At 73.5% G+C, this 23,769-nt stretch carries 20 protein-coding genes; 9 read left to right on the plus strand and 11 right to left on the minus strand.

Annotated features, from left to right (window positions below):
- Window positions 1–3: 3 nt before the first annotated feature.
- From EV385_RS17790 to EV385_RS17835, 10 genes are all read right to left on the minus strand, one after another.
- A complete protein-coding gene (locus EV385_RS17790) occupies window positions 4–1,053 on the minus strand; it encodes an MBL fold metallo-hydrolase (RefSeq protein WP_130510479.1) in 1,050 nt (349 codons plus the stop codon).
- 54 nt (window positions 1,054–1,107) lie between these two features.
- Complete coding sequence (locus tag EV385_RS17795) at window positions 1,108–2,220, minus strand: serine hydrolase domain-containing protein (RefSeq protein WP_130510480.1); 1,113 nt, start codon at window positions 2,218–2,220, stop codon at window positions 1,108–1,110.
- Between the two features lie 52 nt (window positions 2,221–2,272).
- Window positions 2,273–2,632 (minus strand): fluoride efflux transporter CrcB, encoded by a 360-nt coding sequence (crcB, locus tag EV385_RS17800; RefSeq protein ID WP_130510481.1) that lies wholly within the window; start codon window positions 2,630–2,632, stop codon window positions 2,273–2,275.
- Window positions 2,629–3,150: a fluoride efflux transporter FluC gene (locus tag EV385_RS17805; protein WP_207229863.1), complete on the minus strand. Its 522-nt coding sequence runs from the start codon at window positions 3,148–3,150 to the stop codon at window positions 2,629–2,631. The genes crcB and EV385_RS17805 overlap by 4 nt, the downstream gene beginning before the upstream one ends.
- A 400-nt stretch (window positions 3,151–3,550) precedes the next feature.
- Window positions 3,551–4,561 (minus strand): right-handed parallel beta-helix repeat-containing protein, encoded by a 1,011-nt coding sequence (locus tag EV385_RS17810; RefSeq protein ID WP_130510482.1) that lies wholly within the window; start codon window positions 4,559–4,561, stop codon window positions 3,551–3,553.
- On the minus strand, window positions 4,558–5,607 hold the full coding sequence (locus tag EV385_RS17815; protein ID WP_130510483.1) for a hypothetical protein: 1,050 nt from the start codon (window positions 5,605–5,607) through the stop codon (window positions 4,558–4,560). Before EV385_RS17815 ends, EV385_RS17810 begins: the two co-directional genes overlap by 4 nt.
- The gene (locus tag EV385_RS17820; protein ID WP_130510484.1) at window positions 5,604–7,187 is read right to left on the minus strand and encodes a hypothetical protein; all 1,584 of its coding nucleotides are present in this window, start codon (window positions 7,185–7,187) and stop codon (window positions 5,604–5,606) included. The genes EV385_RS17815 and EV385_RS17820 overlap by 4 nt, the downstream gene beginning before the upstream one ends.
- Window positions 7,187–8,227, minus strand: coding sequence for a pseudaminic acid synthase (gene pseI, locus EV385_RS17825; protein WP_130513389.1), 1,041 nt, complete (start codon window positions 8,225–8,227; stop codon window positions 7,187–7,189). Before pseI ends, EV385_RS17820 begins: the two co-directional genes overlap by 1 nt.
- Window positions 8,227–8,715, minus strand: coding sequence for a GNAT family N-acetyltransferase (locus tag EV385_RS17830; RefSeq protein WP_423203122.1), 489 nt, complete (start codon window positions 8,713–8,715; stop codon window positions 8,227–8,229). Before EV385_RS17830 ends, pseI begins: the two co-directional genes overlap by 1 nt.
- A gap of 29 nt (window positions 8,716–8,744) precedes the next feature.
- A complete protein-coding gene (locus EV385_RS17835; protein ID WP_242624938.1) occupies window positions 8,745–9,827 on the minus strand; it encodes a glycosyltransferase family 2 protein in 1,083 nt (360 codons plus the stop codon).
- A gap of 190 nt (window positions 9,828–10,017) precedes the next feature.
- Between EV385_RS17835 and EV385_RS17840 the strand changes: the two genes are divergently transcribed.
- The 9 genes from EV385_RS17840 to EV385_RS17880 all read left to right on the plus strand — a co-directional run bounded on the left by EV385_RS17840 (window position 10,018) and on the right by EV385_RS17880 (window position 22,770).
- Window positions 10,018–12,354: a putative bifunctional diguanylate cyclase/phosphodiesterase gene (locus EV385_RS17840; protein ID WP_242624939.1), complete on the plus strand. Its 2,337-nt coding sequence runs from the start codon at window positions 10,018–10,020 to the stop codon at window positions 12,352–12,354.
- A gap of 107 nt (window positions 12,355–12,461) precedes the next feature.
- Window positions 12,462–14,057 carry an alpha/beta hydrolase gene (locus EV385_RS17845; RefSeq protein WP_130510487.1) on the plus strand — a complete coding sequence of 532 codons (1,596 nt, stop codon included), beginning with the start codon at window positions 12,462–12,464 and terminating at the stop codon, window positions 14,055–14,057.
- A gap of 285 nt (window positions 14,058–14,342) precedes the next feature.
- A complete protein-coding gene (locus tag EV385_RS17850) occupies window positions 14,343–14,930 on the plus strand; it encodes a TMEM165/GDT1 family protein (protein ID WP_130510488.1) in 588 nt (195 codons plus the stop codon).
- 9 nt (window positions 14,931–14,939) lie between these two features.
- Window positions 14,940–15,914: a cyclase family protein gene (locus EV385_RS17855; RefSeq protein WP_130510489.1), complete on the plus strand. Its 975-nt coding sequence runs from the start codon at window positions 14,940–14,942 to the stop codon at window positions 15,912–15,914.
- A 99-nt stretch (window positions 15,915–16,013) separates the two neighbouring features.
- Complete coding sequence (locus tag EV385_RS17860) at window positions 16,014–16,706, plus strand: tetratricopeptide repeat protein (protein ID WP_130510490.1); 693 nt, start codon at window positions 16,014–16,016, stop codon at window positions 16,704–16,706.
- A gap of 82 nt (window positions 16,707–16,788) precedes the next feature.
- Window positions 16,789–18,090, plus strand: coding sequence for an NAD(P)/FAD-dependent oxidoreductase (locus tag EV385_RS17865; RefSeq protein ID WP_130510491.1), 1,302 nt, complete (start codon window positions 16,789–16,791; stop codon window positions 18,088–18,090).
- 102 nt (window positions 18,091–18,192) lie between these two features.
- Entirely contained in the window at window positions 18,193–18,984 is a 792-nt protein-coding gene (locus EV385_RS17870) for a LamG-like jellyroll fold domain-containing protein (RefSeq protein WP_242624940.1), read from the plus strand.
- A 237-nt stretch (window positions 18,985–19,221) separates the two neighbouring features.
- Complete coding sequence (locus EV385_RS17875) at window positions 19,222–21,486, plus strand: alkaline phosphatase family protein (RefSeq protein ID WP_242624941.1); 2,265 nt, start codon at window positions 19,222–19,224, stop codon at window positions 21,484–21,486.
- A gap of 87 nt (window positions 21,487–21,573) precedes the next feature.
- Window positions 21,574–22,770, plus strand: a complete 1,197-nt coding sequence (locus EV385_RS17880) for a PQQ-binding-like beta-propeller repeat protein (protein WP_130510492.1) — start codon at window positions 21,574–21,576, stop codon at window positions 22,768–22,770.
- 81 nt (window positions 22,771–22,851) lie between these two features.
- On the opposite strand, the gene EV385_RS17885 is transcribed toward EV385_RS17880, so the two are convergent.
- The gene (locus EV385_RS17885; RefSeq protein ID WP_130510493.1) at window positions 22,852–23,688 is read right to left on the minus strand and encodes an SDR family NAD(P)-dependent oxidoreductase; all 837 of its coding nucleotides are present in this window, start codon (window positions 23,686–23,688) and stop codon (window positions 22,852–22,854) included.
- Between the last annotated feature and the right edge of the window lie 81 nt (window positions 23,689–23,769).

Genomic DNA, 23,769 nt, shown 5'->3' on the forward strand with positions numbered 1-23,769 from the left:
GGCTCAACGGCGCCAGTGCACCGGGGTTTCGCCGTCGGGGGTCAGTGTTCCGGACGCCGCGAGGTGGTGCAGGTGGGCGACCGTCTCGGCCAGCGCCAGCCGCCGGGTCAGCCCCTGCAGCGTGGCCCACCCCCGGGACCAGGTCAGCTCGGCCGCGATGGTCCACGCGGTCGGCGCGACCAGCCTGTCCACCACCGCCACGATCTCGGCGGACCGTTCCCGATGATGGGCGATCAGGTCCGCGGCCCGGGCGGGCACCCGCCGGAACCGGTACTCGTGCGCGGGCAGCGCCTCGTCCCCGGCGAACGCGGCCACCTTCGCCAACGACTCCAGGTACGCCGTCAGCGGATCCGCGTCGCGTCCCTGGTGCACCCCGATCGTCGGGCTGATTCGGGGCAGCAGGTGGTCTCCGGTGAGCAGCACCCCCGCCGCGGTGTCGCGCAGGCACAGATGCCCCGGCGTGTGCCCGGGGGTCCACACGGCCCGGACTTCCCGGCCGGGGACCGGCAGCAGGTCGCCGTCCTCGATGAGCCGGTCCGGCTCCGCCAGCGCCATCAGGTGCGCGATCCCGGTCTCGGCGAAGAACAGGCCCTCGACCGCGTCCTCCGGCACGCCGTGCCCCCGCAGCCAGGCCGGGTCGTTGGCGCTGTGCTCGTCCCGCCAGGCCCGCGCGGGCAGGGTCCGCGCCTCGGCGGGGTGCATCGCCACCCAGGCTCCCGCGGTCTCCCGCAGCCAGCCGCTGAGGCCGTGGTGGTCCAGGTGGATGTGGGTGGCCACGATCCCGGTGACGTCGGCGACGGCGGCGCCCGCGGCGGCCAGCCCGTCGGCCAGTGCAGCCCGCCCCTGCGGGGTGTCCCACCCGGGGTCGACGACGACCACCCCGGCATCGGTGACGAACGCGTACGACAGCGTGTAGCGCAGCGGATTGTGCGGGATCGGCACCGGGATGGACCACAGGCCGGGGCGTACCTGTTCGACCGGGGGCAGCACCCGGCGCCGCCACGCGTCCTGCTGCGCCACGCCGGTGACCGCGACGCCCGTTGCCGTCTCCATCAACGAACGCTAACCGCGGGCCCGCCGCCCGCAACCCCCGCTGTGACCATCTCCTCAGTGCCCGGAGTTGGCCACCGCCGCGTGGATCATTGCGGCGATGCCCTCCATCGGATCACCGTCGTCCACCCCGAGGTAGTTCTTCAAACAGGCCACCGCCAGCCCGTGCGCCGGGTAGAAGCCGCCCAGGCTGCCGCCCATCCCGCTCCAGCCGAAGCGGGTACCGCCGATCTCGGCCGCGTACCCGAGGGTCTTGGGGCCGTCGCCGCCGTACGCCCAGTCCGGGCCCTGGGTGACCACCTTGGTGACCTCCTTGAGCCGTTCCGGCGAGATCAGCCGGACGCCGTTCACCTCGCCCATCAGGGCCGCGTACATGCGGGCGAGGCCCCGGGCGCTGACCGTGCCCACGGCGGGGATGTCGGCGTTCAGCAGTTCACGGCGGTTCGCGAGGGCCGCGTCGGGGCGAACCCCGGGCGGGGCGATCTTGTCGAAGTTCGCGAGGTGGGTGCTGGCCAGGGCGACCGCGGCGGCCCAGTTGCGGTCCTCCAGCCGGGCCATCCGGGCCAACTGGTTGGCGGGGACCCCGAAGTACAGCTCCCGTTCGGCGTCCAGCGGCCGGGCCACGTCCTCGGCCAGGACCCGGGACAGGGGACGGCCGGTGGCCCGGTGTACGGTCTCGCCGACCAGCCAGCCCCACGTCCACATGTGATATCCGTGCCGGGTGCCCGGCTCCCACAGCGGCGCGGAGGAGGCGATCGTCCGGCACATCCGGTCCCAGTCGAGCAGGTCCTCCGGCATCGTGTACGAGGGCAGCGCGGGCACCCCCGCCGAGTGGCTGAGCACGTGCCGCAGCGTGGTGGCCTCCTTGCCGTGACGGCCGTACTCGGGCCACACGTCGGCCAGCCGCAGGTCGTAGTCGAGGTCGCCGCGCTCAACCAGCACGTGTACGGCCGTGGCGGCCAGCCCCTTGCCCGTGGAGTAGCCGAAGAACGGGGTGTCCGGGGTGACCGGCTGGCCGGTGAGCGGGTTGGCCATCCCCGACACCGCGTTGACGATCAACCGGCCGTCGAGGTAGGCGGCCACCTGCACGCCGCGCTCACGTCCGGACGCGACGAGCCCGTCGACCGTCTTCTGCACCCGGCCCTGCAGGGCACTCCAATTCTGCGTCATCACCCACCTTCCGGGACCACCATCTCACCTACGGGCGGGGCACAGCGGCGGGTCAGCCGACCACGCCCGCGATGAGCAGGCCCGCGTACGCCGCCCCTAGGCCCGCCAGCAGGCCGCCCACCGCGTTCGCCACGGCCAGCAGGCGGGCGCCGTCGCGGGCCAGCTTCAGCGTCTCGAAGCTGAACGTCGAGTACGTGGTGAGCGCCCCGCAGAAGCCCGTACCCAGCAGTGCGGACCAGCCGGGCCCCAGGGGTAGCCCGGCGAGCAGGCCGAGCAGCAGCGAACCGAACACGTTCACCGCGAACGTGCCCCACGGGAACAGCGAATCGTGACGGGCCTGCACCGCCCGGTCCGCGAGGTACCGCGCCGGGGCCCCGACCGCCGCACCGAGCGCCACCAGCAGCACCGTCATCGGGCGTGCCCGGGCCGGTGGTCGCCGGTGGTGGGCGGCGTGCCGCGCGCCCCGCTCCGGCGCCCGACGAGCGCCTCCGTCGCGGCGGTGCCCGCCCACACCGCCAGCAGGGCGCCGATGAGAGTGGTGCCCAGGTAGAGCAGGGCGGTGCCGGGGTTGCCGCGCGCGGCGGCCTGCTGGACGTCGACGATCGACGTGGAGAACGTCGTGTACCCACCCAGCACACCGACGCCGAAGAAGGGCCGCACCAGCCGGCGGCCGGGGAACACCTCGGCGATCAGGACCATGAGTACGCCGATGAGCAGTGACCCGCTGACATTGATCACCCAGATGGACCAGGCGAACGACCCCGGCTGGTGCGGCCAGGCCACGGTCACGCCGTACCGGGTCAGGGCACCGACGACGCCGCCCGCCGCGATCACGCCGAGCAGCCGCGCGGGGTGCGGGCGCAGTTCCGCCCGCTCGGCGGGCAGGTGCAGGTCGACGTCCGGGTCGATCGGGAACAGGGGACCGTGCACACCGCCTCCTCCCACCGTCTGCCCAGGCTAACCGACCCCACCTCCCACCCCGACCCAGCCCGCACCTCCCGCACACCCGCCGACGCCGTCGTCGAGACCCAGGCTTCCCATCGCCATCCCCCCAAGCGGCTCCTCGCCGTCGCCCGTGGGCGATCTTGGACGCCACCGGCCCCTCCAGGGGCCGCCTCGCTCCAAGATCGCGCTGGCCCTGGTCGACTGGGGTTACGGGGCGGGGGGCCGGGGCGGGCGTGGCGGCGCCCACCCCGGCCGTTTCGGGGCCGCAGGGGGCCGGTGGCCGCGTGGAGGGTGGCGGGGGTGACGCGGCGGTGGGCCGTGCGGCGGTTGGTTCTGCTGGCCGTCCACTGTAGGCGACGGCGCTGAACGTTGTCCCACACCGGGTTTACGCGCGCGCGCCGAGCGGGCAGCAGTCGTCCGTGGCCGTGTCGAACCGGACGCCGCGCAGCTCGACGCCGGCCGCCCGTTCCACCACGATCGGCGACCACGAGTCGGCCCCCCCGATCCCGGCCAGGCGGCAATCGCGGATCACGGTCTCGGTGTACCGGAGCAGGCTGACCACGCCGTCCACCTCGCTGCGCCCCCAGCCGGCGATCCGTACGGCGTACCGGGGGCCGTGCCAGCGCACGCACACGTCGGCGATCTCGATCCGGGCGCCGACGTCGGGGACCGCCACGAAGCGGTCCGTGTTGTCGCCGGGCAGCAGCCGGAAGCCCATCTCGACGTCGCGCAGGCAGGCCCCGGCCACCCGGACGTCGTGCACCGAACTGAGGTAGAAGCCCTCGACCGCATCGCGGACCCGCAGGTCGGTGACGGTGAGCCGGTGCGGGTGGTACGTGGGCCCGGAGATCGTGGCGACACCGGTGCCGACGGCACCCCAGTGCACCGCGACGCCCGTGTAGCCGCCGCGCACCGTGATGTCGTGCAGCGTGACGTCGCGGACCGCCCCCATGACGGCGATGCAGTTGGCGTGGCGTTCCGCGGGCCGGGACACGTGCACCCGGCGTACGTCGACGCGGGCCAGCCAGGTCGGCGGCGCGGCGTACAGGTACTCGCCGATGGTGATCGCGGTGCCCCGGTCGCCGCCGTGCTCGCCGGGGTCGGCGGGGGGCGGGCGCAGCCCGAGGTCGCTGATCGACACGTCCGAGCCGAGGACGTGCAGCACCGGATGCCCCGTGGCGCCCGTGCCGACCAGCCAGGTGCCCGGGGCGCCGCCGTTCGCGCCGGTGACCTCGCCGCCCCGCAGCGTCCAGCCGGTGGGCACCCGCAGGCCGTCATCGATCGGGTGGGTACCGGGCGGCAGTTCCAGCTTGCCGCCCGGCGCGCTGTCCAGCGCCTCCTGCAGGACGCGGCGGTTGCGCGCCGCGTCAGCGGACAGTACGGGACGGTGGATCATCGCGACAGCGCCCCGGCGTCGGGCTGCGCCCCGGCGTCGGGCTGGACCCCAGCAGGTGCCGGGGGGCCGGGTTCGGTGTCGGAGGCTGGTCGCAGGCGTAGCGACAGGGCGGGTGCGGGGTCGGCGAGGCCGAGCAGGACCGGGCTCGCGACCGGTGTGGTGAGGCGCAGGTCCAGCCCGCCGGGATGGCGCGCCACCACCTCCACCTCGACCACGGCGCCGGTACCCAGGTCGGTGGCGTACACGTCGGGGCGGCCGGGGGCGCGCGCGGGGAGCACCCGCGCGCGGGCCCGCAGCGCGACACGCCGGGCCAGCCGCAGCCCCTTGAAGGCGGCCCGGGCCGGTTTGCGGCGGGTCCACCGGTTCGACGGCGAACGCGGCACCGGCGGGGCCGGTGGCACCGGCGCCACGTCGAGCCGGAACACCCCGGACGCCCCGGGCGGCAGCAGGGCCAGGTCGCACCCGGATGCCTGCCCGGTCGCGGGGGCGGTGGCGCCTGCGGTCGGGGCGGGGGCCGGCCGTACCGTGATGCGGTCGATCCGCAGGCCCACCGCGGACCGCGCGCAGAACCGGTCGCCGGCCCACGACGGACGCGGGGGGTCGGCCAGCTCCACCACGAGCAGACCGTCGGCGTCCAGCTCGTCCGCCGCCAGGTCGAACGAGACCTGGGCAACCGCCCCGGCGGCCGCGCGCCAGCCCTGGCGGCGGGCCAGCAGCGTGGCGGCGCGGAGCCTGCCCTGCGCGCGGACCAGGACCAGCCGGGGGCGTTCGGCGTCGGTGCGCGGGGGCCGGACCCGGTCGGACCACCAGCGGGTGCCGAGCTCGTCGAGGTGCAGCTCGACCGTCACGCGGACGGACCCGGCCGGGCCGTGGATCTTGAGCGCGACCGCGCCGAAGTCGCCGGTCACCCGGCCCACGATGCCGGTGCCGCGCACCACCTGATCGACGATGCACAGGCCGGGGGCGCGGCCGCTGCTGACCTCGGCGGGCAGGTCGAGGACCGGCGCGGGGCCGTCGTAGTCGGTACGGAACCAGGTGCCGATCACGCCGGGAAGTCCGTCCGGGTCAGCATCGGCTCCTGGCGGGTCCACATCCGGCGCACCGCGTCGAACAGCGGGTCCGCGTCCGCCTCGATGTGCCGGTACGCGGCCCGCATCGTCTTGAGCAGCGTGTCGGCGGGCCACACCTCCCACTGCGGGACGAGCGGGGTCACCACGTCGGTGCCGCTGCGGTACAGCCACAGCCACAGCCTTGCGCGGCGGACCTGCTCCTCGGTCACCAGGTCGGCGCCGTCGCGGATCGCGGCGATGGTGCCCTCCAGGGTCTTCCAGTACGCGTCGGTGTCGTCCACGACCGTGGACAGCCCGCACGAGCTCCACTCCGACCACCCGGCCTGGATCACGGGGATGCCGTACGCGGGCAGCTCGTTGCTGACGCTGCCGCGCACCGTGACGCCGAGGTCGGTGAGGCTCCACAGGGCGTTCTTGCTGAGTGTGGCGCTGGGCCGGAACACCATGTGCTTCGCCGCGCGGTGGCGTCCGGCGACCGTGTCGAAGAAGCCGGTGGAGTCGTACAGGGCCTGGCTTGGGTGGTCGAGGAAGAGCCACTGGGCGTCGGTGTTCTCCGCCGCGTGGGCGGCCGTGTCGGCGAACCAGTCGGCCAGACTCGGGAACAGTTCGCGGTTGGTGCCGAGGGCGTCGGATACGGCGTGGTTGAACACTGTCACCACGGGACGGTTTGCGTCCAAGCCCAGCCGTGACACGACGCTCTCGCGCAGGCGGCGGCGGTCGGCCGGGTTGTTGAGGTCCACCGAGGCGGTGACCCCGCCGCGCCACCAGCTCGGGCGGCCCAGGTTGACCTTGGCGCGCCAGGCGACCAGCTCGGCGGCGGGGCGCAGTTCGTCGCGCCGGGGCCACACCCGGGTCTCGAACGCGTCGCCGATCTGCCGGGTCAGCTCCTCGCGGAACGTGCCGGTGTGGGTGTCGCGCCCGGGGAACAGCCCGTACGCCTTGAGGCAGCCGGTCTGCTGGGTGTGGATGATCGGCACGCGGCGGCGCCGGGCCACCTCCACGGCCAGGCCCCACTGGTCGTAGTCGACGTGGCTGGTGACCAGGGCGACCACGTCACCGGTCAGGGCGCGCTCGTAGCCGACGGCGAGCCCGCGGGCGTACCGGCGGCGGAGCTGGTAGTCGGGCCGGGTGGCGTGGTCGGCGGGCAGCCGGGGCACCTTGGCGAGGCGGCAGTAGGTGGCGTCCGTGTACGCGGTCACGGTGGCGTCGTCCAGCTCCGGCGTCCCGGTCTGCTGGCGGGCCGCCGCCCATACGTCGACGACGTCGTCCGCCCCGTAGGCGAGCGCGAGCTGGCGTACCTTGTCGAGGTCGAAGTCGGACCACAGGGTCCGGTGCCACTGTTCCTCGACGCCGGTGAAGACCACGAGCCGGGCCGGGCGCAGCCGCCGGATCGCGTTGGCGACGGCCAGGTTGCGCAGGTTGACGCGGATGTCCTGGTGGAACATCTCCACCGCGATGATCGCGTCGCCGTCCGCGCGGGGAAGGTTCTTCTCCCAGTAGACCGCCGCGGCTTCCAGGAACCACTGCAGTTCCCGGCTGTTCGCCTTGAGCCACATCAGATGAGCTCCCAGGTCAGCGGCGTGCCCTTCGCCGCGTCGTGCCGGAAGGTGCGGCCGAGCACGGCGCCGATCGCGTCGGGGGCCAGGCCGCCGGTGGGCCGGATCGAGCGGACGTTCGCCCCGGTCAGCGTGTCGCCCGCGCGGACGTCGGCGACGACGTACAGGGAACGGCGGAAGCGCAGGCTCTCGCGTTCGGCCTCGGTGGGGCCGATCCGGGTGGTGCCGAGCGCCTGCCAGGCCCGCTCCGACTCGGTCACCAGCGCCGTGACCTCGTGCGGTTCCAGGGAGAACGCGGAGTCGACGCCGCCGTCGCCCCGGTCCAGCGTGACGTGCTTCTCGATCAGGCAGGCGCCGAAGGCCACCGAGGCGATGGGTACGCCGATGCCGAGCGTGTGGTCGCTGAGCCCGACGGGCACGCCGAACGTCTCGGCCAGCACCGGGATGCGGCGCAGGTTGGTCTCCTGCGGCGGCGCCGGGTAGGAGGCGGTGCAGGAGAGTACGACCAGCTCGGTGCAGCCCGCCCCGCGCGCCGCGTCCACCGCCGCGCCGATCTCCGCCACGCTGGCCATCCCCGTCGAGATGATCACCGGCTTGCCCGTGCTCGCCGCCAGCCGGATCAGCGGCAGGTCGGTGATCTCCGAGGAAGCTATCTTGTACAGCGGCGCGTCCAGCTTCTCCAGCAGTTCCACCGCGGTCGCGTCGAACGGGCTGGAGAATGCGGTGATCCCGTGCGCACGGGCCCGCTCGAAGATCGCCTCGTGCCACTCCCACGGCGTGTGCGCCCGCTGGAACAGCTGGTACAGGTACTCACCGGACCACAGGTCGTGCCCGGTCGACACCCGGAACCGCTCGTCCGGCACGTCCACGGTCATGGTGTCCGCGGTGTACGTCTGCAGCTTGATCGCGTGCGCCCCCGCCGCCGCGACCGCGTCGACCAGCCGCAGCGCGGTGTCCAGTGAGCCGTTGTGGTTGCCCGACATCTCGGCCACGACGTACGGCCGGTGTCCCGTGCCGATCTCCACGCCGTTGACGATCATCATTTGCCTCTCTCGGTCCACACCACGGTCTGCGCCGTGCCGTCGACCTGTCGTTCGTATCTGCGGATCTCGCGGAAGCCGAAGCGCCGGTGCAGCGCCAGCACGGGGGTGTTCCAGGCCAGGGTCTCGCCGCCGAGCCGGTCCAGGCCCAGCTCGCCGAACGCGTACCGCACCGCCTCGTCCTCCAGCCGCAGCCAGGCGGGCAGCAGCGCGCCGCCGCCCAGCCCCGCCACGTCCAGGTAGAAGGACCAGGTGGCCGGGGTCTCCCGGAGGTCGAAGATCACCACCCCGGCCGGGACGCCGTCGTCGCCGGAGAACACCAGCACCCGCCGGTCCGGGTCGGCCGTGGCGGCCCGCCACCAGGCCGCGTGCTCGGACGCGGTGATGACGTGGGTGGTCAGGCTGACCCGCCGGACCTCGGGATGGTTACGCCAGGACAGCACGGTGTCGCGGTCGGCGTCGACGGCAGCGCGCAGCACGCGGGGCAGCACCTTTCTCGACGAGGGATCGGAGCGCGTCACCGTATGGGCGCCGGCTTGACCTCTTGTGGCGCCGGGGCGAGGTGCGGGGAAACCGCCGGTGTCGAATCGGCGTCGGCGTGCCCCCGCCCCGCCGCCCGGTACGCCTGCCGCAGGGCGGCGTACAACACGTAGCTGTTCAGGCCGACCAGCCGGTGCTTGAGCCCGGCCGTCCCGGCGGGCGGCAGGTAACCGGCGGGACGGTAGCGCCGGTAGTGCCGGGCGAGGCGGCGGAAGAACGCACGGCGCCGGTTCGGCGGCAGCCGGCTGTCGTTGCCCGCCACCACGAGCAGGTGATTGATCATCAAGGTGAACACGACGAGACGCAGCCACGGCTCGACGGCCTGCCGGTCCAGCCACTCGTGCAGCCGGTCGTACTGGCCGAACGCCTCGAAGTGGCGGTCGCTGCGGGTCGCGGTGATCGCCCCGATCCGGCCGACCCGGTAGTGGTAGCAGACCTGGTCGAGCACGGCGAGACGCTCGGCGGCGATCAGCACCGGGTTGGTGAACGGCACGTCCTCGTACCAGCCGGGGAGGAACCGCAGGCTCAGGCGGCGCAGCAGCCCCACCCGCACGATCCTGTTCCAGGCGGTGTGCTGCACCCCGAGCAGCTCGCGCCGCTCGGACAGGGTGACCACCTCCGGCACGCCGTGCAGCAGGTGGCTGCTGGCGTCGATCTCCAGCCGCCCGTTCTCGTGCACCCGCAGATGGTCGACGAGCAGCACGTCGGGCCGGGTGTCACGCAACTTGCGCAACACGGCGCGCACGGCCCCCGCCGGTAGCCAGTCGTCGCTGTCGACGAACCAGACATACGCGCCGCGAGCCCGTTCCAGCCCGGCGTTGCGGGCGCCGCCGAGGCCGACGTTGCGCTCCAGGTGCACGACCCGCAGATCGCCGTGGCGCTGCGCGTACCCGTCGAGCATGGCGCCGCAGGCGTCGGGGGAGGCGTCGTCCACCGCGATCACCTCGACGCTGGCCGACTCGGCGGGGCTCAGCCCGGCCCGGATCGACTCCAGGCACTGGTACAGGTAGCCCTCGACCGCGTAGACGGGAACGACGATCGAGAGCAGTACGTTCTCCACCGGCCTCACGTTCGCGGTCGCGGGTGAAGTGCCGTGAAACCCCGGTTGGCCGCCGCATGGCCCTTGAGTGCCCGCCATCGATCGACGTCCGCCGCAGGGGCGAGGTCCGGGGTGAAGGTCGCCGGAAATCCTTCACCCCGGGACTGCCCGGTCGATCTGACCCGGCGAGAACCGTCGGAAGGGGCAGCGTATGGGCGCGTCGGAGGTGCTGCATGCGCCCGGGGCCGGGGAACCCGCGCGAATGCGCGCGATGAGCGGGCAGCTGATGCTGTCCGGTCTGTTGCTGGTCGTGGCCGCTGTCTGGTTCACGGTCAATCTGGTGCAGCCCGTGGGTCCCGCCGCGCTGCTCTGGCTCACCACGCCGGTCGCGGCGGTGGTCTCCGTCGTCATCTGCGTACGGACGGCGCGCACGGACCACCTGCCCGAGCCGACCCGCCGGTTCTGGCGGTCGGTGGCCATCGCCCTCGGGCTCGCCGGGGTGGCGCAGGTGGCGCAGGCGTACGACGCGCTGACTGATCCGCACGGCTCCCAGACCGGCCCCGTGATGCTGGCCGCGGGCACCGCGGCGATGCTGGTCGTCGGGCACGCGCTCTACAAGCTCCCGCTGGGCCGCCATTCGGTCGGCGCGCTGCTGCGGATCGTCCTGGACGCGGCCTCGGTCATTCTGGCGGCCACGGTCTTCCTGTGGCACTTCGTCACCCGTCAGCAGCTCGGCTCGACCCACGACGGCCTGCTGATGGCCTCGCTCGTGCTGACCGTGCTGGGGCTGGTCGCCGTCTTCACGGTCGTGAAGGTGCTGCTCTCCGGCTGCGCGTTCGTCGACGGTCAGGGGCTGCGGCTGGTCGCGCTCGCCCTGTTCGTCGGCGCGGTCGCCCCGGTGCTCCAGCCGTTCCTGAACGCGTTCGACCCCCGGCTCTCGCCGATGCAGGTCAGTGTCCCGATGGTGTTCTTCCTGGGCGCGTGGGCGGCCGAGCGGCAGCGGCACGCGCAGTTCGGCCCGCGGCGCGGCGCCGTGGCGCAGCGCCGCCGGGTGTACAGCGTGCTGCCGTACGCGGCGGTCGCCGCGGTCGACGGTCTGCTGCTGTTCGTCTTCCGGTCGGACGACCGGGCCGATGTGGCGGTCGTGGTGGGCGCGGCCGTGGCCCTCACCACGCTGGTGGTGCTGCGGCAGATGACCGCGTTCCGGGACAACGCCCGGCTGCTGCGCCAGCTCGACCACGGCGCCAACCACGACGCGCTGACCGGGCTGCCCAACCGGATCCTGTTCCACAAGCGACTGAACAAGGCGCTGACCGCCCCGGGTGAGCGGCACGTCAGCGTGGCGCTGATCGACCTGGACGACTTCAAGGTGGTCAACGACTCGCTCGGCCACGAGGTGGGCGACCTGCTGCTGATCGCGGTGGCCCAGCGGCTGGCCGGCTGCATCCGCGCCGAGGACACCGTGGCCCGCCTGGGCGGCGACGAGTTCGTGGTGGTGCTGGACGGCGCCGACCCGGCCGCGGCCGACCTCGCGGCGGACCGCATGGTGGCGGCGCTGCGCGCGCCGGTGGTGGCGGACGGGCACGAGCTGCCGATCCGGGCCAGCATCGGCATCGCGGACGGCAACTCCGGCGACGAGGCCAGCCTGCTGCTGCGCCACGCCGACATCGCCATGTACGCGGCGAAGAACGTGGTCGGCACCGCCTACCTGCACTACCACCCGAGCATGGCGACCGGCACGGACCACGCGAACATCGGCGCGGAGCTGCGCGAGGCGATCGACCGCGAGGAGCTGTTCCTGCTCTACCAGCCGATCGTGTCGCTGGACGACGGCAAGCTGATGGGCGCCGAGGCGCTGGTGCGCTGGGCGCACCCGACCCGGGGCACGCTGGGCCCGGACGCGTTCATCCCGGTCGCCGAGCGCACCGGTCTGGTGGTGCTGCTGGGCCGCTGGGTGATGAAGACGGCGTTCCGCCAGTTCCACGACTGGATCGCCGAGCACGGCGACGCGGCCCCGCAGGTCATGAACGTGAACGTGTCGGCCCGTGACCTGCGCGAGGAGGGATTCGCGGAGTTCGTCGGCGGCCTGCTGAAGGAGTACAAGCTGCCGGCGCACCGGATCACCCTGGAGATCACGGAGACGATGGCGCTGGAGCCGGGGCAGTCGATCACCAACCTGCACGACCTGCGTGAGCTGGGTCTGCGGGTGTCGCTGGACGACTTCGGCACCGGACACTCGACGCTGACGATGCTGCACGACTGCCCGATCGACGAGATCAAGCTGGACCGCTCGTTCACCCAGGCCAACATCGACGGCCGGGTGCCGATGGCCGCCGCCGTGATCCACCTGGCTCAGGTGCTGGGTCTGCACGCGGTGGCCGAGGGGGTGGAGACCTCGGAGCAGGCGGAGCTGCTGCTGTCGCTGGGCTACATCGCGGCCCAGGGGTACCACTTCTCCCGCCCGATGTCGCCGGAGCAGTTCACCAAGCTGCTGATGGCCCCCCGGTCGGTCCGGACCGCACCGGCGGCCTGGCAGATGTCCGCCTGACCAGGGCGTCCGCCGGGAAACTTTCGACGTCCGCCTCGGCGTGGACAATCCGGATGTACGGTCCCACACCCGACGATATGTGCTGAAACACATACGAAAGGGTGGGAATGAAGAGACTTCTGGCGGCCGCCGCCGTCCTCGGGCTCGCGGCCGGCGCCCTCGTGGCAACCGGGGCCCAGGCCGACCCCGTCCGCGGCGAGGACGGCTACGCGCCCGGCCCGATCACCTGGGGCACCTGCGACAACCCGGCCCTCAGGTCGCGCGGCGCACAGTGTGGCCTGCTCACCGTGCCGCTGGACTACGCGAACCCGTCCGGCGACACGATCAAACTGGCGGTGTCCCGGATCCGGCACAAGGTCCCGGCCGACAAGTACCAGGGCGTCGTGCTGGTCAACCCGGGCGGTCCCGGCGGCTCCGGGCTGGTGCTCTCGGTGCTGGGCGAGTTCGTCCCGGACCACGCGGGGGACGCGTACGACTGGATCGGCTTCGACCCGCGCGGCGTGGGCGACAGCCAGCCGTCGCTGAGCTGCGACGGGAACTACTTCTCGTACAACCGGCCGGACTACGTGCCGACCACCCGCAAGCTGGAGAAGACCTGGCTGGCCCGGGCCGCCCGGTACGCCAAGGCGTGCGGCGCGGCGGGCGGCAAGCTGCTCAACCACCTGCGCACCACGGACACCGTGCAGGACATGGACAGCATCCGCAAGGCGCTGGGCGCTGAAAAGATCAACTTCTACGGCTTCTCGTACGGCACGTACCTGGGCCAGGTCTACGCGACCCTGCACCCCACCCGGGTCCGCCGGATGGTCCTCGACGGCAACGTCGACCCGCGCCGCGTCTGGTACGCCGCCAACCTCGACCAGGACATCGCGTTCGACCGCAACATCGGCATCTACTTCAAGTGGGTCGCCAAGTACGACGACGTCTACCACCTCGGGAAGACCGGCCGGGCCGTGGCGAAGCTGTTCTACGCCCAGCGCGCGAAGCTGCTGCGCCACCCCGCCGGGGGCATCATCGGCGGCGACGAGCTGACCGACGTCTTCCTGCAGGCCGGGTACTACGTCTTCGGCTGGGAGGCGGTCGCCCAGGCGTTCGCCGCATGGGTGCACGACCAGGACTTCAGCGGCCTCAAGACCCTGTACGACCAGGGTCAGCCGCAGGGCCCTGGCGCCGACAACGGGTACGCCATCTACCTGGCCGTGCAGTGCACCGACGCCCAGTGGCCGAAGAAGTTCTCGACCTGGCGCCGGGACAACGACCGGCTGCACCGGACCCACCCGTTCCTGACCTGGGCCAACGCCTGGTTCAACGCGCCGTGCCTGACCTGGCCCGCCAAGGCCGGCACCCCGGTCCAGGTGGACGGGGACCAGGCCCCGCCGATCCTGCTGATCAGCGAGACCTTCGACGCGGCCACCCCGTTCGCGGGCAGCCTGGAGGTCCGCAAGCGGTTCCCGCGCTCGGTCCTGGTCGAGGGCGTCGGCGGCACCACCCACTCGGGCTCGCTGTTCGGCGCCGCCTGCGTCGACGACACCGTCGCCGCGTACCTGGCCACCGGTGCCCTGCCCAAGCGGGTCGCCGGGCACCGCTCCGACAAGCGGTGCCCGCCGCTGCCCCAGCCCGTACCGTCGGCGGCCGCCAGCAAGCAGGCGTCTGCGGCCAAGGCGGTCCGTGCGGACTTGCAGCGGTCCGTCCGGGCCGGCTGACCCGGGAGAGTGAGCAGCGCCGGGTGGCCCCACGCCTGCCGCCCGGCGCCGCCGCTGTCGGCAGGCTCACACCCCCGGCGCTGGCCGCCCGCCCTTGTCCGGCCGCTATCGTCGAGGCAGCGAAGGGGAGTAGCTCCCAACGTCGTGGTCGACATACTGGTGCGTTCGCGTGCCCGGCCCGGCGGCCTCTCGCGAGAGGCGAGCAAGACCTTCGACTCTGGCTGCACACGCGGCCGGGTCGAGGTCGCCCAGCGCCCAGGCCCGGCCCGAGACCGGGAAGGCACCATGGACGGTTTTCTCTCCGCGCTGGCGATCAGCTTCGCCGTCATCTTCGTCGCCGAGTTGGGCGACAAATCCCAGCTCATGGCGCTCACGTTCGCCACCCGCTTCCGGCCGTGGATCGTGCTGGTCGCCATCACCGCCGCCACCGCGGTGGTGCACGCCGTGTCCGTCGGCATCGGGTACGGCCTGGGCGCCGCGCTGCCCACCGGCTGGATCTCGCTGCTGGCCGGGCTCGCCTTCCTCGCCTTCGGCGCGTGGACCCTGCGCGGCGACACCCTCACGGAGGCCGAGCGGGGCAAGGCCGAACAGGCCTCCGGGTCGGCGATGCTCGCCGTGGGCGGGGCGTTCTTCCTGGCCGAACTCGGCGACAAGACCATGCTGGCGACGATCACCCTGGCCACCCAGCACGGCTGGTTCGGCACCTGGCTCGGCTCCACCGTGGGCATGGTCGCCGCAGACGCGTTGGCGATCATGGTGGGCCGCCTGCTCGGCCGTCACCTGCCGGAAAAGGCGATCAAGTACGGCGCCGCCGCCCTGTTCGCTATCTTCGGCATCTGGCTCATCGCGGAGGCGGTGGCCGAACTGACCTGAGGAGAGGCCGTGCTGCAGCACCGGGCCGAGTTCGACGCCACGGTCACCTTCCGCAACGGCGGCGCCCTGCAGACCCAGGGCTTCCGGGTGGACGTGCCGCACGCGGACGTCACCCACGCCGACATCAGCGCGCTGTTCGTCGCGTCGCTGGGCCTGCTCATGGTCGACCGTGTCGAACTGCAGCGGGTCCGGGTCTTCGCCGAGCAGCACAAGGGGACCCGGGGCGGCCCGTCCGACACCACCGCCCTGCCGCGCCCCGGCGCCCGCGAACGGCTGGTCGAGCTGAGCCACGTCATCACCGACGGCATGATCACGTATCCGGGGCTGCCCGGACCCGAGATCCGCCCCTACCTGACCCACGAGCAGTCCCGGGACCGGTACGCGCCCGGCACGGAGTTCCTCATCGGCAGCATCACCATGGTCGGCAACACCGGCACCTATCTGGACAGCCCGATCCACCGGTACGCCGACGGCACCGACCTCGCCGGGTTGCCGCTGGAGCGGCTGGCCGACCTGCCCGCCGTGGTGGTGCGCACGCTGGACAGTGGCCAGCGCGGGATCGACGCGGCCGCGCTGGCCGGGTACGACGTCGCCGGGCGGGCGGTGCTGCTGCACACCGGCGGCGACGCCCACTGGGGCACCCCCGGGTACGCGGTCGACGCGCCGTACCTCACCCGGGACGGGGCGGCGTGGCTGGTCGAGCACGGCGCCGCGCTGGTCGGCATCGACGCGGTCAACATCGACGACATCGCCGGGGAGGGGCCCGGCGAGCGGCCCGCGCACACGCTGTTGCTGGCCGCCGGGATCCCGATCGTGGAACACCTGACCGGCCTCGCCGAGCTGCCGCCGACCGGGGCACGGTTCACCGCCGCGCCGCCCCGGGTGGCGGGTTTCGGCACCTTCCCGGTACGGGCGTACGCCGCGGTCCCGGCCGTCGAGCCGCACGATCACACCCGGTCGGCCGGATGGCTGCCCACCGGGTGACCCGGCCGGGGGTCTTTCCGCCGATTCGGCTCAGAAAATCGGCACCACTGCCGAAGATGACCGTGTGAGCCGTACCCTTCCGCAGGCCGGAGCGACCCGATGACCGATCTCGCGCAGGCCCCGAGCCAGACTCACTCCGCACCGACCAACCCCACCGAGCTGGGTATCGCGCGCGCCGCGGCGCTGTTCGAACGCGTCGATCCCGCCTCGGCCGCCAGCCACCTCGAACTGGTGCTCGCGCAGGACGCCCGCGCCGCCGACGGCTGGATCCTCATGGCCCGGATCCGGCTCACGCTGGGCCAGGCGGAGCACGCGCTGGTCGCGGCGACCAAGGCGATCGAGCTGGTTCCGGAGGACCCGCGCCCGATGGCCTCGGCCAGCCGCGCGCTGACCCTGCTCGGGCGGCACGAGGAGGCCGTGACGATGGCCTACCGCGCGGTGATCGCGGAGCCGAAGAACCCGCTGTGGCACGACCGGGTCGCCTGGGCGCTGCTGGCCGCCGACCGCCAGATCGGGGACGCGGAGCAGGCCGCCCGTACCTCGATCGGGCTCGATCCGCACGAGGCGCACTACTACTTCACGCACGGCGTGACGCTGGACGCGCTCGGCCACACCGACCAGGCCCGGCAGGCGTTCCTGACCTCGCTGCGGCTGGAGCCGGAGAACCCGGTCGCCCAGCACCGCCTCGCGGTGCTCAACGGAGAGGCCACCCGGGCGCCGGAGAAGAAGCGCCGGGGCTTCCGGCTCTTCGGCAAGCGCGGCGGCGACCATGGGGGCGACGTACTCCCGTAACGGGGCGGTTTGTCGCTAGCGTGGGCGGGGCAGGCATCGGAGGTCCCCGGCGCCCCGGCGCCCGTCCACGGAAGGACGCCCCATGGCTCGCCCCCGGATCGTGATCGTCGGCGCCGGCTTCGCCGGCTTCCAGGCCGCCCGTACGCTGTCGAAGCTGTCCCGCGGCGGCGCCGAGATCGTCGTCATCAACCCGACCGACTACTTCCTCTACCTGCCGCTGCTGCCCGAGGTGGCCGCCGGGATCCTCGAACCCCGCCGGGTCTCGGTCTCGCTGGCCGCCACGCTGCCCGGGGTCCGGCTGGTCCTCGGCGAGGCGGACGGATTCGACCTGGACGCCCGTACGGTCAGCTACGTCGACCCGGACGGCGGCAAGGGGACCCTGGACTACCACCGGCTGGTCATCGCGGCCGGCAGCGTCAACAAGCTGCTGCCGGTGCCGGGGGTGACGGAGTTCGCGCACGGCTTCCGCGGCATCCCCGAGGCGCTGTACCTGCGCGATCACGTCACCCGGCAGATCGAGATGGCCGGGGGCGCCGCCGACGCGGCCGAACGCGCCGCCCGGTCGACGTTCGTGGTGGTGGGCGCCGGGTACACCGGCACCGAGGTGGCCGCCCAGGGGGTGCTGCTCACCGAGGAGCTGGTCCGGCACCGGGAGGCGCTGCGCGGCCTGCCCCGGTGGTTGCTCGTCGACATCGAGGACCGGGTGCTGCCGCAGCTCGACGAGCGGCTGTCCGTCGCCGCGGACCGGGTGCTGCGCGCCCGCGGCGTCGAACTGCGCCTCGGTACGGGCGTCGCGGCGGCCACCGGCCAGGGGGTGCGGCTCAGCGACGGCGAGTTCGTGCCCACCCGCTCGCTGATCTGGTGCGTGGGCGTGCGCCCGGACCCGCTGGTGGCCACGCTGGGGCTGCCGATGACGCAGGGCCGGCTGGTGGTGGACGAGTTCCTCACCGTGCCGGGCCACCCCGACGTGTACGCCTGCGGCGACGCGGCCGCGGTGCCCGACCTGACCCGCCCGGGGGAGATCACCGGAATGACGGCGCAGCACGCGACCCGCCAGGGCGCCACGGCGGCGCGCAACATCGCCGCGTCGTACGGCCAGGGGCGGCGGCGCGCGTACCGGCATCATGACCTCGGTTTCGTGGTGGACCTCGGCGGGCTGGACGCGGCGGCGAACCCGCTGGGGGTGCCGCTGTCCGGCCTGCCCGCGAAGGTGGTGACGCGCGGGTACCACCTGCTGTCGATGCCCGGCAACCGGGTGCGGGTGGCGGCGGACTGGCTGCTGGACACGCTGCTGCCGCGCCAGGGGGTCCAGCTCGGCCTGGTGACGGCCGGGGCCGTCCCGTTGGACAGCGAGTACCCGGAGGTGCCACCGGGGGCGCGCTGAATGTCCCGGCGTGGGGGATTAGGCCAATCGGGCCACTACGATCGACCGTTCCGGTAGTCCGTTTGATAACGCCGAAACATTATTAAAAGCCATAATTTCGTCATGCGTTACCATTCGTACACACTGGCGACTGCCATGACGGCCGGCCTGATCGCCCCCGTCCTGGCCGCCGCCCCGGCGCAAGCGCAACTTCCGATGCCGGCCAGAGCGCCCGGCTCCGCCCCGAGCCCGGCGGCCGCACCGGCCCCGCCGGGCGGTCCGGGCGCCGGGGCGCTGATCGCCCGGTACGACTTCGAGAACAATCCGGCCATCGACGACTCCGGCAACGGGCACAATCTGCGGATCGTCGCCCGCAACCGCGGCACGGTCCGGGCGACCCCGCACGCCAACGGCCATGCCGTCGCGTTCCCCGCCAAGTGCCGGGGCGGCCGGTGCCCTCAGGTCGTGCTCCAGACCCGCAGCGCGGCGTCGCTCAACCCCGGCCCGCTGCCGCTCGCGTTCGGCGCCACGGTGCTGCTCACCCCCACCCAGACCAGCAAGGGCCAGAACATCGTCCAGAAGGGCTACTCCCGCACGAGCAGTCAGTACAAGCTGCAGATCGACGGCGCCGCCGGACGGCCGAGTTGCGTGCTCGTCGGCGTACAGCGGCCCCGCATCCGGATGGTCCGCAGCCGGGTCAGCGTCGCCGACGGCCGGTGGCACACCCTGGAATGCCAGCGCCGTGGCCGCTGGCTGCGGATCATCGTGGACGGTGTGGTGCAGGGCCGGCGACCCGTACCGGTCACGCTGGCGATCGCCAACTGGAGCCCACTGAGCATCGGCGGCAAGGGCGCCTACCACGACAACGACCAGTTCCACGGCAGCGTCGACGATGTCTGGGTCCGGATCGGCTGATCTCACTCCACTGTGCCGATCGTCGCCGCGACCACGGCGAGACACAGGATCTTGGCGGGTCGCACGGAACCCTCTCCCGCTGCGGACGGCGGTGACATTAACGCGTACGACGGGCCCGCGCCCGCCCCGGTACCACCGTCCGGGTGACCCGGGACGGGTGTCATCGGTGCCCCGCCGGCCGGGTGGCGTTGGCGACGACGGGGACCGTGGCGAGCCCGCTTGTGCGATCGTTGCCGAGTGGCCGTTGGTGCGCCCACCCCGCGCGACCCCGTGCCCGTCCCGGCCACCCGGGGCTGGGTCGCGGAGTTGCGCGCGCTGCTGGCCTGGCGGCGGGTGAGCCACCGGCTGCGCCGGGCGCTGCGCAGCGCGCTCGTCACGTTCGTCGTGCTCTCCCTGACCCTGTGGCTCATGCCCGGGGTACGCAGCACGGACGTCTTCGACACCCTCGGCCTGGTCGTCCTCGTGGCCGTGGTCGGCGCGGTGCTGCGGCCCCTGCTGTTGGCCGGGGTGGTCGCGATCGGCGGCTGGGGTGCCATGCTGCTGGGCGTCGTCGCCCAGGTGACGATCATCGCGGTCGCCCTGGAACTCGATCCCGCCCAGCGGGTCAGCGGATTCCCCGGCGTGGTGCTGGCCGCCATTCTCGCTGTGATCTTCGCGGCGATCCTGGACTGGATGGCCGACAGCGGCAGCGACGCCACGTTCGTCCAGGAGGCCCAGCGGCTGATGCGCGGGGTCCGCCGCCGCGAGTCCGGCCGCCGCCTGTTCACGCTGCGCCGGACCTACCCCGGCACCGAGCCCGGCATGCTCGTGGTGCAGCTCGACGGCGTGGCCGAGCCGGTGCTGCGCTGGGCCGTACGCGCGGGCAACCTGCCCACCATCGGGACGTGGCTGCGCTCGGGCAGCCACACGATGCGCGGCTGGCACACCGGCCTGCCCTCCACCACCCCGGCCGCCCAGGCGGGCATCCTGCACGGCGCCTCCCAGCAGATCCCCGCGTTCCGCTGGTACGAGAAGGACGTCGGGCGGCTCATGGTCGCCAACCGCCCCCGGGACGCGGCCGTCGTGGAGACCCGGCTCAGTGACGGCCGTGGCCTGCTGGCCGACGGCGGGGTCAGCATCGGCAACGCCTTCTCCGGCGACGCGACGATCAACCTGCTGACGGTCAGCCACGCCGCCCTGCCGGGCCGCTCGGCGCGCGGCTGGGCGGCGTTCATGGCCAGCCCGTACGGATTCACCCGCGCCCTCGTGCTCGGCGTGGCCGAGGTCCTCACCGAGCTGCACCAGGCCCGGCTGCAGCGCCGCCGCAACCTGCTGCCCCGGGTGAGCCGCTCCGGCGCCTTCCTCGCGCTGCGGCCCGCGTCGATGCTGCTGCGCGACGTGAACGTGTCGCTGGTCGCGGAGCAGATGGCCCGGGGTGCCCCGGTGATCTACTGCGACCTGGTCGACTACGACGAGGTGGCACACCACGCGGGCCCGGCCCGGCCGGAGTCGATGCGCCAGCTGGAGAACCTCGACCGGATGCTCGGCGCCCTGGAGCGCCTGGCCCCCGAGGCGGCCCGCCGGTACCACCTCGTCGTGCTCTCCGACCACGGGCAGAGCCAGGGCGCCACCTTCCGCCAGCGCTACGGCGAGACCCTGTCCCGGGTCGTGGACCGGATCGCCGCCACGCCGGTGGACGAGCCGGAATCCCCCGCCGAGCTGGAGGTGACCCAGGAGCCCGAGTTCCCCAAGGGCCCGGTCGCGCCGCTGCTGGTCGTGTCGTCCGGCAACCTGGCCCTGCTCTACCTGACCCAGCATCCGCAGCGGCTGGAGCGGGAGGCGATCGAGCAGGCGTACCCGAACCTGATCGCCGGGCTCGCCGCGCATCCCGGCATCGGGCTGGTCGTGGTCGCGGACACCGACGGGCCGGTGGCGGTCGGCGGCGAGGGCAGCCACCGGCTGCGCGACGGGCGGGTCGAGGGGGTGGACCCACTGCTGGCGTACGGGCCGCGCGCCCGGGCGGACCTGCTGCGCCATCAGGAGTCGGCGCACCTGGGCGATCTCGTGCTGATCAGCGCGGTGGACCCGGTGACCAAAGAGGTCGCGGCGTTCGAGGAACTGGTCGGCTCGCACGGCGGCCTCGGAGGTTGGCAGACCGACGCGGTGCTCGTACACCCGGCGGACTGGCCCGTGCGCCCCGACGCGCTGGCCGGACCGGACGGCGTGCACCGCCAGCTCGTCGCGTGGCTCGACATGCTCGGGCTGCGAGCGGCCAACGCCAGCATTCCGGTGCGGACACCCGAAGCCCCAACCCCCGAGGAGGGCCCGGCGCCCGAGGAGGGCCCAGCCCCCGACGAGACCCCGGCACCCGACGAAGGCCCGGCGCGGGTGCCGCGGTCGAGCAATTCGCCCGCCACGGTGAATCCCGGGTCGCCGGTGGGTTCGCCGGGCGGGAATCCGCTGCCGCAAGCGGCGGGTCACGACGGCGCGCCGACGAGACTTTCGCGCAGCCGTCAGGCTTAATGAAATGTGCGATTCTTCTGCTTTGCCCGTCGCGTCGCGCGTGTTCCCCGGCTGCGTCGCGCCATCGTCGCCGGGGTCGCGATCGCTGTGGCCGCAGGAGGTTCACCGGCCCTCGCCGCAGGCCCGGCCAAGACCCGGGCGATCACCGCGGAAACATCCCGGGCACCGCTGGGCGCGGCCCACCGGGCGGGACCGCCCGGTGCCCCCGCCGGCCGCCTGGCAAGGCTGGCGGTCGGCGTCCGGCCGCTGGTCACTCCACAGTTCAACGGCTCCGTGTACGCGCTCGCCCTCCGTGGCAGCACGGTCTACGTCGGCGGATCGTTCACCCGGGCGACCTCCGGCGGCCGGACGTTCGTCCGGCAACGGCTGGCCGCCTTCGACGCCGCCACGGGCGCGCTGCTGAGCTGGGCACCTACCGCCAACGCCACGGTACGGGCGCTGGCCGTCGACGGCAGCTCCGTGTACGCGGGCGGCGACTTCGGAACCGTCTCGGGGCGCCGCCGCGACGCCCTGGCCCGCCTCGACGCCGTCACCGGAGCGCTCGGCCCGTTCGCGCACCAGGTCACCGGCGCGCCGTACGCCCTGGCGATCGGCCACGGCCGCCTGTACGCGGGCGGCAGCCTCCGCGCGGTGGACGGTCAGCCCCGGTCGGGCCTGGCCGCGTTCAGCCTCACCACCGGGGCGCTGGACGTGGGCTGGCGCCCGTACGCCGACGACGTGGTGCACGCCGTCACGGTGGCCGGCGCCCGGGTGTACGTGGGCGGCGCCTTCCACCGCATCAACGGCGTGCCGGGCACGCTGCGGATCGCCGTGGTGACCGCCACCGGCGCCGTCTTCACCGGGTTCCGGCCCACCAGGGCGCCCGCCGAGGTCAACGGGATCGCGGTGGACGGCGCCGGGGTCTACGCGGCCACCGGCGGCCAGGGCGGCCGGGCGGTCGGGTACACCACCGAGGGGGAGATCCGCTGGCAGCGGGTCTTCGACGGCGACGCGGTGACGGTCGCCGCGCTGAACGGCGTCACGTACGTCGGCGGCCACTTCGACACCGCCTGCCTCACCATGCGCAACGGCGCGCACGGCACCTGCCTCGACGGGTCGGTACCGCGGGTGAAGCTGGCCGCGGTGACCGCCACGGGCCAGCTGTCCGACTGGGCGCCGCAGGCGAACGGCATCGTCGGTGTCCGCGTCCTCAGGGCGGAGTCCGGCATCGGCACACTCGCCGCGGGCGGCGACTTCACCGTGATCAACGGCCAGGCCCGCCGCCGCGTCGCCACCTTCCGCTGACCGAGCCTCCCGGTCCGGGCGGGCGCTGCTGGTCCGGGCGGGCGCTGCTGGTCCGGGCGGGCGCTGCTGGTCCGGGCGGGCTCAGTGGACGCCGCGGGCGCCCGCGGCGCGGCTGGCGATCTCCCAGTACCGGGCGGGCATGAGCCGGGCCAGCAGGTCGGCGGCCTTCGCCGCGCGGGTGATGACCAGCCGGGGCTTGCGGGCCTGGATCGCCGCGACGATCAACCGGGCGGCCTCCTCGGGTGGCATCCGCAGCGCCGCCTCCGCGAAGGCCCGCGCCCGGGCGGCCTGCTCCCCACCCGGGTCCACGCCGCTGAGGCGGGCGTTGGCGGCGATGTTGGTCCGGATCCCGCCGGGATGCACGACGGTCACCCCGACCTCGCGACCGGCCAGCTCGTGCCGCAGCGCCTCGGTGAAGCCGCGCACGCCGAACTTGCTCGTCGCGTACGCGACCTGGGACGGCGGGGCGATCAGGCCGAACAGGCTGGAGATGGCGACCACGTGGGAGCCCGGGCGGCTCAGCAGCTGAGGCAGGAACGCCTTGGTCGTGCGGATCACCGCGTGCAGGTTGATCTCCAGTAGCCAGTCGAAGTCCGCCATGCTGACCTGCTCGAACGTGCCGCTCAGGGCCACCCCGGCATTGTTGACCAGCAGGTCCACCCCGCCGTGGCGGGCCGCCACCTCGGCGGCCAGGTCGAGCCGGTCACCGCCGTCGGCGAGATCCACCACGTACGTGCTGACGTCAGCCGCGCCCACCTCCCGGGCCAGTTCGGCCACCCGGGCGAGCCCGTCGGCGTCGCGGTCGAGCAGAGCCAGCACGGCCCGGCGTTTCGCCAGGTTCAGGGCCAGGGCCGCGCCGATCCCGCTGGCCGCGCCGGTGATCAGGCAGGTCCGCCCCGCGAACGCGAACCGCTGCACCTCAGGCCCCCGCCCGGGGCCGGATCGGGGATGCGGCGGCGGCCGGGGTCCGGCCCGTGCCACCCGGAACGGGGACGTCGA

Source organism: Krasilnikovia cinnamomea, assembly GCF_004217545.1.
GTDB classification, from domain to species: Bacteria; Actinomycetota; Actinomycetes; order Mycobacteriales; family Micromonosporaceae; genus Actinoplanes; species Actinoplanes cinnamomeus.